Annotated in this window: 12 protein-coding genes; 11 read left to right on the top strand and 1 reads right to left on the bottom strand. The window is 56.0% G+C overall.

The window, feature by feature from the left end; genetic code table 11:
- Positions 1 to 385 precede the first annotated feature (385 nt).
- The 7 genes from BUS06_RS26100 to BUS06_RS26070 all read left to right on the top strand — a co-directional run bounded on the left by BUS06_RS26100 (position 386) and on the right by BUS06_RS26070 (position 6,823).
- A complete protein-coding gene (locus BUS06_RS26100) occupies positions 386 to 1,189 on the top strand; it encodes a lipid II flippase Amj family protein (RefSeq protein WP_074267286.1) in 804 nt (267 codons plus the stop codon).
- Between the two features lie 164 nt (positions 1,190 to 1,353).
- On the top strand, positions 1,354 to 1,815 hold the full coding sequence (gene aac(6') / locus BUS06_RS26095; RefSeq protein WP_074267285.1) for an aminoglycoside 6'-N-acetyltransferase: 462 nt from the start codon (positions 1,354 to 1,356) through the stop codon (positions 1,813 to 1,815).
- 45 nt (positions 1,816 to 1,860) lie between these two features.
- Positions 1,861 to 2,367, top strand: a complete 507-nt coding sequence (locus BUS06_RS26090; protein ID WP_074267284.1) for a GNAT family N-acetyltransferase — start codon at positions 1,861 to 1,863, stop codon at positions 2,365 to 2,367.
- A 236-nt stretch (positions 2,368 to 2,603) separates the two neighbouring features.
- Positions 2,604 to 2,897, top strand: a complete 294-nt coding sequence (locus BUS06_RS26085) for a DUF1330 domain-containing protein (protein WP_074267283.1) — start codon at positions 2,604 to 2,606, stop codon at positions 2,895 to 2,897.
- 230 nt (positions 2,898 to 3,127) lie between these two features.
- Complete coding sequence (locus BUS06_RS26080; protein ID WP_074267282.1) at positions 3,128 to 3,643, top strand: GNAT family N-acetyltransferase; 516 nt, start codon at positions 3,128 to 3,130, stop codon at positions 3,641 to 3,643.
- 101 nt (positions 3,644 to 3,744) lie between these two features.
- A complete protein-coding gene (locus tag BUS06_RS26075; protein ID WP_074267281.1) occupies positions 3,745 to 4,971 on the top strand; it encodes an MFS transporter in 1,227 nt (408 codons plus the stop codon).
- A gap of 433 nt (positions 4,972 to 5,404) precedes the next feature.
- Positions 5,405 to 6,823, top strand: a complete 1,419-nt coding sequence (locus tag BUS06_RS26070) for a serine hydrolase domain-containing protein (protein WP_074267280.1) — start codon at positions 5,405 to 5,407, stop codon at positions 6,821 to 6,823.
- 881 nt (positions 6,824 to 7,704) lie between these two features.
- Here BUS06_RS26070 and BUS06_RS26060 read toward each other — a convergent pair.
- Positions 7,705 to 9,150 carry an IS1182 family transposase gene (locus tag BUS06_RS26060; RefSeq protein WP_074267278.1) on the bottom strand — a complete coding sequence of 482 codons (1,446 nt, stop codon included), beginning with the start codon at positions 9,148 to 9,150 and terminating at the stop codon, positions 7,705 to 7,707.
- Between the two features lie 213 nt (positions 9,151 to 9,363).
- On the opposite strand from BUS06_RS26060, the gene BUS06_RS26055 reads away from it, so the two are divergent.
- The 4 genes from BUS06_RS26055 to BUS06_RS26040 all read left to right on the top strand — a co-directional run bounded on the left by BUS06_RS26055 (position 9,364) and on the right by BUS06_RS26040 (position 12,671).
- Complete coding sequence (locus BUS06_RS26055; protein ID WP_074267277.1) at positions 9,364 to 10,194, top strand: class I SAM-dependent methyltransferase; 831 nt, start codon at positions 9,364 to 9,366, stop codon at positions 10,192 to 10,194.
- 464 nt (positions 10,195 to 10,658) lie between these two features.
- The gene (locus BUS06_RS26050; RefSeq protein WP_167379433.1) at positions 10,659 to 11,384 is read left to right on the top strand and encodes a CPBP family intramembrane glutamic endopeptidase; all 726 of its coding nucleotides are present in this window, start codon (positions 10,659 to 10,661) and stop codon (positions 11,382 to 11,384) included.
- 218 nt (positions 11,385 to 11,602) lie between these two features.
- Positions 11,603 to 11,881 (top strand): hypothetical protein, encoded by a 279-nt coding sequence (locus BUS06_RS26045; RefSeq protein ID WP_074267276.1) that lies wholly within the window; start codon positions 11,603 to 11,605, stop codon positions 11,879 to 11,881.
- 223 nt (positions 11,882 to 12,104) lie between these two features.
- The gene (locus BUS06_RS26040) at positions 12,105 to 12,671 is read left to right on the top strand and encodes an NUDIX domain-containing protein (protein WP_254368964.1); all 567 of its coding nucleotides are present in this window, start codon (positions 12,105 to 12,107) and stop codon (positions 12,669 to 12,671) included.
- Positions 12,672 to 12,864: the final 193 nt, after the last annotated feature.

Genomic DNA, 12,864 nt, shown 5'->3' with positions numbered 1-12,864 from the left:
TCGACCAATTCGAAGAGGATGAGGGTGAGCCTGCGGTTCTCGTACGAATTGCGTCAGAGTTAGAGATTTGGGTTGGATCGCTTGAATCGCAGGGCGAAGAAAAGGTGCGCTTCGTTTGCGGTTGGTCCCCTACTGGAGACGCCCATACTGTCGAGGTTCAGCGGACGGATCTTATCTCCCAACTGATCATGCTACGAAGCCTTCTTGCTTCGGCTGCTGCCAACAGAAACGTTCTTGAATTCAGCCTTTGACTGTGCGGCCCGCTATCAAAAGGGGCATGGCGCGGCCACTTTGCGACGTTCGACCTCGTAACCTGATTCGTCGACAATCGGGCCGGCAGTGCACTCCGGTAGACTTTGGTTATTGCCAACCTCGCGGCGACAACATGGACACCCAGCTTCTGGTCATATGCGGGCTTACATTCGTAATCCATGTGATCGCGACGCTTGCGTATGCGGTACGGATCGCTGGTGTTCGCACGCGCCGTATCGCCGTATCATTTTCTCTATTCGGGATCATCGCCCTGGTTTCCCGGACGGCAAATTCCTTTCAAGGACCATTCATAGCGAAGCGGGTTGAGCTAGACATTGCTCATCACATGGAGCACGGTCTGCTCGGCGACTTTCGGCTTTTCCTGCTGACCGCCACGGTGGCAAGCACTGTCGGTGCGTTTCTAATTCCCACGTTCCAGCGTTATTTCAGCCGCGCTGTCGATCACTTTCAAGCAAACCGCTCGATCCCTCGCCTGCTGCTCCATATCTTCAGCCGCGGGGGCGTCAGCTACATTCGGCTTGGAGCAAGGCTTCCGTCCCGGCACAACGTCACCCAACTGGCAACTGGCGCAGGCGTTTCCTGGAAAGTTATAGGACTGAACGTTATCGCGATGGCGATCTGGACGGTCGGCGTTTTCGCATCGCTTTATGCTGGATACCTGAAGCCCGATTTGCGGGTTACATGCGCGAATCTATCATCAGTTATCAATGGCTTTGCGACCGTGGTATTGGCAGTCGTCATCGATCCGCAAGTCTCAGTGATGACGGACGACGTAATCGAAGGCCGGATTTCGGAAAACAGCTTCCGGCGGGCAATTACAACTCTCGCGGGCGCACGCGTTCTCGGGACACTGTGTGCGCAGGCGGTGCTCGTTCCAGCGGCATTTATCATTGTTCGCATCGCCGAACTCATTTAGCGCGCCGACCAATACTGGAAATCGCGAAGGTCTCTTGCGCGTCGGACCGAGCCACGCGTGTCCAGCAGCCAGTTTCGGTTGTTCGACACGATCGCCTGAATCGTTGAGAATCCAGGGTATTTAGGCCCGTCAAGCCTTTCACGTTCATTGACGACCCTCAGAATATGCTTTCAGCTTCCTTCATTGTCCGGGCTGCTATACCGCAAGACGCTGCGGCATGGTGTTCGTTGCGTCGCGTGCTTTGGCAACATGTGAGCGATGACGACCATATCCGCGAAGCTGAACGACTGCTTGCCGACGGGGATCGTTTCGCGACGTTCATGGCGTTTTCTTGCGAAGGTGACCCAGTTGGTTTCGCCGAAGCCACGGTGCGTCACGACTACGTAAACGGTTGTAAAGCGTCGCCGGTGCTGTTCCTCGAAGGTATTTATGTCGTTCCGGTCGCGCGTCGGCAAGGTATTGCGAAGGCATTGTGTGCCGCTGTTGGTCAATGGGGCTTGGCACACGCTTGCACAGAATTCGCATCCGATACACCGGTCGACAATATCGACGGGCAAGCGGTGCACCGCGCCCTTGGCTTCGATGAAACCGAGCGCGTGGTCTTCTTCCTGAAGCGGCTTATATAGACCGGTTTGGAAATTCACGAAGACAGCTCAACGGAGATAAGAGCTATGACCTCGAGAAGCATTCGCAGAGCAACCGCGGAGGATGTACCGGTACTTACACAGATCCGGAACGATGCGCACGCAAAGAAGGTAGCTCATGGTGATTATGCGTGGGGCAGGGAAGGAGACGGATTTTCCGAAGGGTGGGTACTAAACAGTATCTCGCGAAGACAGGTGTATGTTGTCGAGCAAGACGGTGTACCCGTGGGGACGTTCTCTCTGGATTGGGACGATGAACTGTACTGGGGGCGCCAAGAACCTATCGCGGGCTATGTGCACGGACTTTCTGTGAGAAAGGGTTTTAACGGTCGTGGACTTGGCAGATTTGTAATCGATTGGTGCGCTGATTTGGTGAGCGCCTTGGACCGACGTTTTGTTCGGCTTGGGTGCGATGCGAGAAACACGAAGCTATGTGCCTACTATGAGTCGCTTGGTTTCGTCCGGGTAGGTATCGCGCCAACACCCGAGCATGGCGACTATATCGATTCACTGTACGAGAGATCGGCTGACTAACGTTCAATCGGAGCGCCGAGGCTCGCGCATGGCTGACTATACGGCCGAGGCACGCACGAGCAATTGCGGAAGTCCGGGCCAATGACCGCTTTTGAGTTTGTGGAGCGTTCCTTTCGGGTCGGTCCATGCCGCATGTATCACGCGAGCGTCGAGGCGACTGTGAGACACTGCGCCCACGAAAAGAAGTTCACCGTCGCATACATAATCATGCGTATACGTTATTGAAGGGAGGCACAATGCCAGCATTCGTGCACGTCAATCTACGCGTCATCGACTCCACCAAGCAGGCCGCGCTCGCTCCACGCTTTCAGGCGGCGCTAAAAGAGGCGGGCGGGAAGATTCTACATTTTGGTCCTGTTGCGCAGGTTCTAGAGGGGGATGAGGTGCCGTTGCCGATGGCCGGCGTGTTCGAGTTTCCGACTCTCGCCCAAGCGCTAGCTTTCTACAATTCCGAGAGGTATGCGCCGATCAAAGTCGAACGTCGGGAAGCCCAGCAAGCGCGGATGTTCATAGTCGAAACGCCCTCGTGAGTGACCGCTTTCGGAAGGCGCGACGGTCCCAAGTGGGTCGTGTCATGCCTTTCGCATGAGAACCGAGCCCAAGGCGATCGTCGCGCTCGGTCGTGGGGCACTAGCCGGCCTGAGCGCGACGATCATTGGCGACTGCGGAATCGTCGACAAATTCGACGCTGCGGGCAGCTAGTAGAATGCGGCGGATTGGCCCGATACCCTTTACCGTGTTTGCTTTGTTGGAAAAAGCGATGACTCATGTAATCCGCGTCGTCCCATGGGAGGAGTTAAGCACGGCCCAGAAAAACGATGTTGAGAATTTGAAGATTTCCGATCAACAGATTGAATATGCTGGGCCGACTCATCGAGCGGTCGCCGCTTGCACATCCGATCTGACTGGCGACGTTCAGGGTGCGGCTATCTTCGACGGGGATGTGCCTGTAGGTTTCCTCGTTCTGAAGAGGGGAGCCGCCAACCCCAGTTGGGCATCGACGGCAGCGGCCGTCATCTCGGCGCTACGTATTGACTTACGCTTCCAAGGGTTAGGCATCGGAACGGCGGCGCTCCAGTATCTGCCAGAATGGCTCTCGATTTACTGGCCCGACACCAGGTCAATTATGCTTTCCGTCGACGAGGAGAACGAGGCCGGCCGCCGTTCATATGCAAAAGCCGGTTGGGTGGATCTGGGAACTCGGGACAAAGGAAGAATCGGATGGGTTCGCTATATGAAGCGTGACCTCCAAGCAGTTTCTTCTGCTCCTGATTGAGAGCGGCAAAGACGTCCCTCGACTAGAAGGTGATGTTCACCGGTAAACTTGCAATTCGATACTTCCTTATATTGAGTCAGCCATCGTCAAGGATGTCCTCGATGAAGCTTTGGAGCATTCGCGATTACGTGTTTTTGCTTTCAGCGCAGTCAGCATCCACCTTGGTCGGTGCGGGTATGAACGTGGTCTTTCCGCTATTGATCCTGAAATTCACCGGATCGATGGCAGCCGCAGGTGTGGTGGGTGTCCTGAGGTCCGCGCCTTACTTGTTCTTAAGCTTGCCGTTAGGGGCGCTAGTCGATCGGTGGAACCGCAAACACATCATGATGGCGTGTCAGATCGGGCGGTACATCTGCTTTTTCGCCCTTGGTCTAATGGCACGTTACGGCGTCGTCAACCAGTGGCACATTTACTTCGTTTGCATAGTAGACGGCACCTTGTTTGTATTTTTCAATATCGCTGAAGCAGCAGTTCTGTCGAGCGTAGTGCCGCGCGAACTGCTGTCTCAGGCATCCAGCACGAACGAAGCTGGCTTCGGTACCGCAATGATTCTCGGGCCGGCTGCCGCGACCTTGGTCTATCAAATTTTGGGGATTAGCGGGGCGCTTTTCGCCGGCGCTTTTTGCTACCTTTTTTCCTTCATCCTCCTCAAGATACTTAAGACCGAACTAAATGTTTCGCGTGCGGATGCGCGCCGTTCCTTGACCGAGGAAATTACGGAGGGACTTCGATGGCTTTCGGGCGCCCGCCTAGTCCTTTTGCTCGCATGCATTATGGGAGGGCTGAATTTAATTAACGCCGCAATGCCGCTTTTAGCAATCACTGTGGGACAACGTTTAGGCGTCAGTGATACGTCGATTGGCACAATGGTCGCATGCGGCGGTATCGGAAGTGTTCTCGGACCCATTTGTGGCACGCGTTGGTTGCGTCTACATGGTTTCGGCCGAGGAGTGGTACTGGCCGCCTGGTTCCATGCGATAGCCTTTGCTGCGTTGTTCATGGCAACAAATTTGCCGAGGCTTGGCTTAGTTTTTGGGCTAGTCGAAGCGTTCTACTCTCTCTACGCCGTTATGCAATTCGCTTACCGTGTTAGGTCCGTGCCTGAAAAGCTTCAGGGAAGGGTCAACAGTTCATGCCGATTGATAGCCTTCTCTTTGTATCCCCTCGGTTCGGCGGTCGCTGGGATAATCTCCGAATATTGGGGCGTAGAAGCCTTATTGACTCTATTTACAGCGGTTGCAGTCCTGCTGGCCTTTACCCTATCGCTCAGTCGGTCGATCGCGCCTACATGGCATGAAGGTTCTATTCGGGAAGGCTTACGAGAATGATTGTGCTGCTGCGGAAACACCAGCTTGGTGAGACCTGTCGCGCGGTGTTCGCCGGAGGACATTTCGGATCGATAGAATGAACGATGTAGCGTTTACGCACGTTCCTGCAACGGCAACCGTTGCTGCTTCATTACTGTGAACGGCCGCTATCGAGCAAACCGATTGACCGTAACGGGTCGCTTTATGCCCGCTGCAAGAGAGGCTGCGCCCGAGGCGATCGTCGCGCTCTGTCGTCGGGCGCTAGGCGGCTAATTTCGGACCTTGGTTACAACGCCCTACATTGCAATCCGGTCAGCATCGTGCGCCGCCGCATGCTTTCCGCCTCGATGGATAGCCAGTACAGTATGGGAGTATCGCCTCTGACGCTGAGGCGAGGCTCATTGACGCGCCGACGCAACCATTCGTCGCGGTTCGAACAACGCACAGGATTGTTATGCCCGATACCGGCTCCCCGATGCATAACCGGGGTACTGCACCGCAGCCAGATGGCGACGCACGCATTGAGGGGCTGTTGGTGGCGATCAACTCCAACAGTCGTCAGTCCCTGCTGGATTTTTTGCGCGTCCATGTGGCTCTGCCGTCCTCCAGTCCGACGACTGTGGACGAATATGCTGACTGGTTTGTCTCTTTCTCTCGTTTATCGCAAGGCATCGTGCTGCGGGAGATCAAGCCGGTAGAGACGAGCGATTTCACTCAGACGGTAGTTGTAGAGGACCGCATTTACTCCGCTACACATGAATTCCATTTGCGCTTTGAGCCGTTTGAGGACGGCAAGATTCTGGAGATTGAGGTCGGCCCGAGTGAGATGCACTGCATCGCCAGGTCGCAGGCCGATTGTTTGGGACAAGTCCAGGATCTATGCGATCGAGGCGCTCGCGCAGGAGTGTTCTCGGGAACCGTGCTTATCGCACGCGGATCTGAAGTGCTGTTTGAATATGCATGCGGAGCCGCAAACAAGCGGTATGCCGTGCCCAACAATCCGGACACTAAATTCAACCTTGGTTCGGCTAACAAGATGTTTACTGCAGTGGCGGTGGCCCAACTGGTGGAACGCGGCCTTCTTAGCTTCACGGATACCGTCGACCAGTACATTGACGACACCTGGCTACCGGCATCGGTGACCCGCCGCATCACGATTCATCATCTGCTCTCGCATACCTCGGGGTTGGGTAACTATTTCAACGAGACATTCTTCAGCGGCTCACGTGCCCGGTTTCGTGCCATCGACGACTTCAAGCCACTCGTGCGCGATGACCTTCCCGCCTTTACGCCGGGTGAACGATTCGAATACAGCAATAGCGGAATGCTGCTAGCCGGAGTGATCATCGAGCGGGTGACGGGCATGAGCTACTACGACTATGTTCGCGAAGAGATCTACGCACCGAGCGGTATGCTCGACACCGATTGCTACGACATCGACGCCCCGGTTCCGAATCTGGCGATGGGCTACATCCCGCTTGTCGATCCGCCGGATCGTCGGAGCGCATCTGGTTGGCGCGAGAATATTTTCGAGCATGTCGCCAAAGGTGGGCCAGCAGGCGGTGGCTACTCGACTGTGCGCGATCTACACCGGTTCGCCAACTCGCTTCTTTCGGGCGCCCTCGTGGGCCCGGAAATGCGTCAAGCTCTCTGGAGCGATTACGCTGGCGTGGGCTATGGCTACGGTTTCAATGTCGAAAAGACGGCATCGGGCACGATGATCGGTCACGGCGGCGGGTTCCCTGGAATCAGCGCGAGTTTCAGGGTAGCCTTGGGCACTGGATACGTAGTGATTGTCCTGTCCAACTACGACATGGGTACGTTCGGGCTTGCCCGTTGTATCGAGCACGCTGTTGATCAGATACAGCAGTGAACCGCACTGTGACCTGATATATGCGAGATCTGCGATACGTTGCCGCTTAGGGATCTAGGGCCCAAGGACTGGCGAGGCGCGAATGGCCGCTTTCGGCAAAGACGGGGGGCCGCAGTGGGTCGACCTGAGCCGGCCGCCATCGGGCTCAGTGCCGCCAGCAAGGGCCAGTCAGCATGCTTCGCTGAGTCGTTGACAAACCGCAAACAATTTGACAACAGTGGCAAGTTGACCGGCAACCATCCTATTATCGTCTTCGCAGGCCCCCCAGACTGGGCGGTACAAATCGGAGATTGCCAAATGGACGCCTTGTCTTCTTCCTCGACGGTACCGGCTTGGCGCGACCGGCTAGGGCGCGGGCTCATGTTTCTTGCTTCAATGGGTGCGGTTGGTGCGTTCGTGTCATCTGTTCCCGTGGTCCGTTCTGCATCGCCCGAGACACTTTGGGTCGAAACCTGGCGTATGTTCGGCTTCCTTGTGTTCGCGGGAATGTTCGCTCTTGTCGCTCTATGGCCACGAGCCTCCGCCGGCGTGTGGGAACTTGCGTTCTTCCACAAGCTAGCGATGGCGGTTACTGCGTTACTCGCTTCGAATGCCCGAGACGCTGTCTTGGCCGGCACCGTTGACGCAGTACTCGTGGTTTTCATTGGATTCGCTTACTTCTGCACTAGAGGTTGGCAATCCTGGCAGACTTCGACTCATCAACGAAGGAGCGGCCCACCAACGTCCCCTTTAGAGAAAATCGGCTGACTGAAACGGGTCGAGCTTGTGTGAGAACCCAATTTTTGGCGCTGAACGCCCGGTCTCGGTTCAGCTGGATCAAGTTTGGTAGGTCCAGCTTACGCTGATTGAGTCTCGCGAGCGCAGCGAAGCCCCTCCGGGCTTTAGCTTCCAGCCATCTTCATGGCCTTCATCGTTCCCGCAACCCCGAGTATGCTGATGACCCGCTTCAGGTTGTAGGCCAACACCTGAAGACTCATCTCCGTACTCACCCGCCCAAGCGTCCGAGTCAGGAAGTGCGTGGGACCCATCCAGTGTTTGAGCGTACCGAAGACGTGCTCAACGGTACTTCGGCGGATCGTCATTGCATCGGGCTTCCTGTCGAGCCGACGCTGCATGGATTCCAGTATATTTTCGTGCTCCCATCGTCGGATGCGGCGATAGTCGCTGGGCGAACATCGGTCCTTGAGGTGGCAACGGGGGCACGCACTTGGCCAGTACACCCGCAGTGTCATGTCATGCTCAACGGTGTTGAATCGATGAATGGCGCGCTCGTCGGCAGGGCATCGATACACGTCGCTTCCTGACTCGTAGACAAAGTCGGCCTTCGTGAAGAGACCTTTCTTCCTTGATGCGGAGGTGAGTGGCTTGGGAACGTACGCACTGATGTTTCCCAGATCGCATGCCCGTATCTCCGGGCCACTGTAATAGCCGCGATCGGCCACCACCTTCAGCCTGGCTTTGCCCATCGCGTTCTTCGCGGAGATTGCCATTCTGCTGAGTTGCCCGTGATCGTTTCCGACGTTAGTCACCTCGTGTGCGACGATCAGATGATGCTTTGTGTCCACGGCGGTTTGAACGTTATAGCCCACTATGCCGGAGCCTCGTCCGCTTGTTGCCATCGACCGTGCGTCGGGATCCGTCATGGACAGCTGTTTGTCCGGTTGCTTCTTCAACTGCTTTCTGACCTGGTCGAGCTCGCGCATCTGCTGGCGCAAGCTGGCAATCTTCTCGTACAGGCGGACGGTCTTCACATCGAACCCCGTCGGACTGGTCCGGTCTGCACTTTCAATCAGGTCGAGATATCGCTGAACGCTTTCCTCAATCTGCTGCTGGCGCTTGTCAATTTTGCCCGCCGTGTAGTTTTTGTCGCGGCTGTTCGCAGCCTTGAACTTGCTGCCGTCGATGGCCACCATGTCACTCGACAGCAGCTTCAGTCCGCGACACAGTTCGACGAAACGACGGCATACGTTACGAATGGCTGGCCCGTTGTCGCGGCGGAAGTCGGCGATCGTCTTGAAGTCGGGACCCAGACGCCCCGTCAGCCACATCATCTCCGCGTTGCGCTGGCACTCGCGCTCAAGACGCCGGCTGGACGGTATCCGGTTCAGATACCCGTAGATATAGATCTTGAGCATCACGCCAGGATGATAGGACGGGCGACCCGTGAGAGCTGGCGTGGTGCCGTTGAATCCAAGTTCCGCGAGATCCAGCTCTTCGACAAAGGCATCGATGACCCTGACCGGGTTGTCCTGCCCGATGTAGTCATCGACGCATTCGGGAAGTAGTGCGACCTGCTTGCGGTCATCGCCTTCAACGAATCGCTTCATGAGTCACCCGATCTCAGTGCGTTGATTCAGTCTAGACGATCAATGCGTTTTCACACACTCTGGGTCGCGTGCTGCCGAACGCAGCCGTCTGAGCTGCTGGCAATCCATGCAGCATGCATGAGACAGGGATCGGCCACTAATGGCCAGTCGACACTGGTCACCTGAATCGCTGACAATCGTCCACAAACCAGCGCTATTAAGGAAGGGTCGGCAATGCTCGCCTCGTCAAAACGGATAGAACAGTCTGCGGGACGCACGGTTTTCGGTAACGATGCCAACGGTTATGCTGAAGGTCGTCCCGATTACCCTGCTCGCGTCTATGACATCCTGCGGACGACTTGCAGGGCAACCCCGTCGACTCGGGTGTTCGAAATTGGTCCAGGCACGGGACAAGCAACCAAAAGACTACTCGACCTTGGCTGTGCGGTAACGGCCATTGAGCCAGATAGCCGTCTCGCCGACGTGCTGCTCGCGAAGTGCAAATCAAAGACACCAGGCCGCCTCTCTCTTCATATAGCAGCGTTCGAAGACGTGGATTTCTCGGACGAGAAGTTTGACCTTGGTATTGCCGCGACTTCGTTTCACTGGCTGGAGCAGGAAAGTGCTCTTGCTAAGGCCAAACGACTCCTCAAGCCGGGCGGTCAATGGGCCATGTGGTGGACAATTTTTGGGGATTCCTCGCGTGAAGATGAGTTCCAGCGCAGGACTCGTTCCCTGTTCGCCAATCTTTGGCGTAGCCCTTCGCACGGTAGTGAGTCGCAAGTCCCGTTTGCTCTGGATGCAGAGACGCGTAAGGCCCAATTGCGGGGGGCAGGATTTGCATCTCTATCCCATGAACTTATTCAATGGACAACGACCCAGACGACGAGTCAGGTACTGGCACTGACGAGCACCTTCTCCACTGTGGCTCAATTGCCTCAGACAGAGAGGGAAATCTTGATGAAAAGGCTAGAGCGCATTGCGGACTTGGAATTTGGCGGGGTGGTGGCACGCAATTTTGTCACTGTCGTATATACCGCGTCATGTCGTTCCGACGTGAGCTAAAGAGCGGGGCATTCCGCCTCCTAGCAGCAACATGGAAGCTTTGGCAGATATAGCCATTTTTTTGTGCAGCAAGTATCCGCTCGCCCTAGGTGATATGTCATAGACTGACCTCTCCGCAACCATGCAAACACGGCCTGCCTGAAGGCACAAGCAAATCATTCGATAACCACGGCGCACCGATGGAAGACCGGCGATCAGTAAAACGCAAAACTTGATGGTTGAATTTTTCGACAAAAAACAAGACGCACATGAAGAACAATCCCATTCGGAACGCCCTCCATTCTTTTCGGAATCGCATTTCGTCCAGCCTCGCAGTTCATGGGCGCTTACGTACCCGGCGCTGCATCCGCTTGTTCTATGTGGTCTTTCTGCTGGTAACGTCGGCCGTAGCCGGTGTCGCATACCTTTTTCATTACTCGTTGCGCGTTCACGGTGCAACAATGACACCTGGTCACGAATTACTGATGCGAGTGACTTTCTGCGGCGCGGCGCTGGTTGCGACCAAAGTCACCAGCGGGTTCGAGAAGGAGCCTTGGCTCGCTTACGGCCTGGACGCAAGACACCGCACCGTTCACTTCGGATTCGGACTGTTGGTAGGCACACTGGCACTGTCTGGGACGATGACCGCTTTGGTTCTGACCGGAGGCGCGAACGTCACGCGCTCGGAAAGCCTCGGCGGCTCGCCGATCGCGTCGGGAATGCTTTGGGCGCTCGTGTTTATACTGGTCGGGTGGTCCGAAGAGCTGATTTTCCGAGGCTACGTGTTCTTCAGGCTCGCTCGGGACGTCGGCGCCGTTGCCGCAGCTGTCCGGACTTCCTTGGCGTTTGGCTTCGTCCACGCATTCAATCCCAACGAAAGCATTCTCGGTCTCGTCCAGGTAGTGCTGTTCGGTCTGGTTGCCTGTTTCGCGATCTGGCGCACAGGGTCGCTCTGGTGGGCCGCGGGCATGCATGCCGCGTGGGACTGGAGCGAGTCCTTTTTATTCGGCGCAGCGGATAGCGGGAGAATGGTCTCCGGTCATTTCCTGACCAGCCAGGCAATCGGACCCAGCTGGCTTAGCGGCGGGGCAACTGGCCCGGAAGGCAGTCTGCTGGCGATACCTGCGGTAGGGATACTTGCCCTTATCGTCCTGCTTGCGCTCCCGAAGACCGGGGCGGCCATGTCATTGAGAACAAGACAGGCAGCCTGATCAACGTCCGGACTATTTTCCCCATCCCCGGACCAGATGTGGCGAGGAACCTGCGACCTTGATTTCCGGTGCGAACGTGATGGCCGCCCGTGCTTGCGTTCTGGGCTGCGATTCCATCAGCGCGCGAAGACAAAATATCCATGCGAGCGAAATACTGTCTTCCAATGATGTAGCCGACCGTAAAATCTTACGAGAACTCAATAGCCCTAGAGGAAGCCATGCTGGCGGAAACATTCAAGCGAACCATATCTCTTTTGATCCCCGCGACGTTGATAGGGATCGTCATTGGGTACCATGAAACAGGAAGAGTGACAGTCGTTGGAGTAGTGGTGTACATCGCCGTGGCGCTGGTTTCGGGCATGGCGCTTGAGAGCTTAAGCCTCTGGTATAGCCGGCGCTTCGGAACGGGCACGACTCCATCGATTGTCAAGGCTGTGTTTTGGCTAGTTGCCGCAATCTCCCTATATCTGTTCTTTCGCCACTTTGACCGTGGATGATTGAAGGCCACCCGTCTGGCGTAGTACGCAATAATCCTGTCAGCTTTGCGACATTCAAATCGTCAACTCGCGGACCAGCTCCACACGGACTGCCGCGAAAGCTTACTGGGCAGCGATCTCCGGGACGCGAATTGCACATGTCAACTGCCGCTCCGCGTCCGCCATGAGCAAAATCCACAATGTTTAGCGCGGACACTGATTACTGGTCGTTGGCGCTGACCAAATGGACCGCCCCAACCGCAAGAGCAACCCGGCCATGAAGAGACGGTCGACGGCCTCTCACAAATCGCCGACAATCGGACAGCTACAAACTCATTTGGGGACGAACGTGTCGCTGCACGATGATAACGAAAGCTACATCAGTCGGCTGAGGAAAAAGGTTGGCAGTGGTTTGATATTGAGTCCCTCCGTTGCAGCCGTGATTCACGATCACGAAGGCAAACTGCTCCTTCAGGAAAAGTCATCAGGTGAGGCATGGAGTTTGCCAGCCGGCGGAATTGAATTGGGAGAAAGCCCGCAAGAAGCAATCGTCCGAGAGGTAATGGAGGAAACAGGATATGCTGTTTGCATTCACAGCATTCTAGGCGTGTTCGGCGGGCGATCGTTCCGATACACATATCCAAGTGGCGATCATGTCGAGTACGTAGTGACGCTGTTTCAATGCAAAATCATCGGCGGCTCCGGAGTGCCCACCGATTCCGAAACCAAGTCGACCCAGTATTTCGGAAGGCACGATATGCCGGAACTGGCGCTACCGTATCCGAAAGACGATTTGTTTCGCGCATTCTAGGAACATCGTCGATCCACCTTGCCGACTGATAGACCCTTGGGTTCAGCTTATGCGGCCCTTCGATGCGCCCGCTCGGACCGTCCAGAATCAATAGCTGCTTGAGGAGTTCAGCGGCAAACATGAGCGGCACTATCTGCATAAAAGGCTCGATGACAGGCGTCAATAGGGTGCGGCCTCGGCGCGGCCCTAAGCT

Origin of the sequence: Paraburkholderia phenazinium (assembly GCF_900141745.1) — a bacterium.
In the GTDB taxonomy this organism is placed as follows: Bacteria; Pseudomonadota; Gammaproteobacteria; order Burkholderiales; family Burkholderiaceae; genus Paraburkholderia; species Paraburkholderia phenazinium_B.
This window is presented reverse-complemented; position numbering and strand designations above follow the sequence as displayed.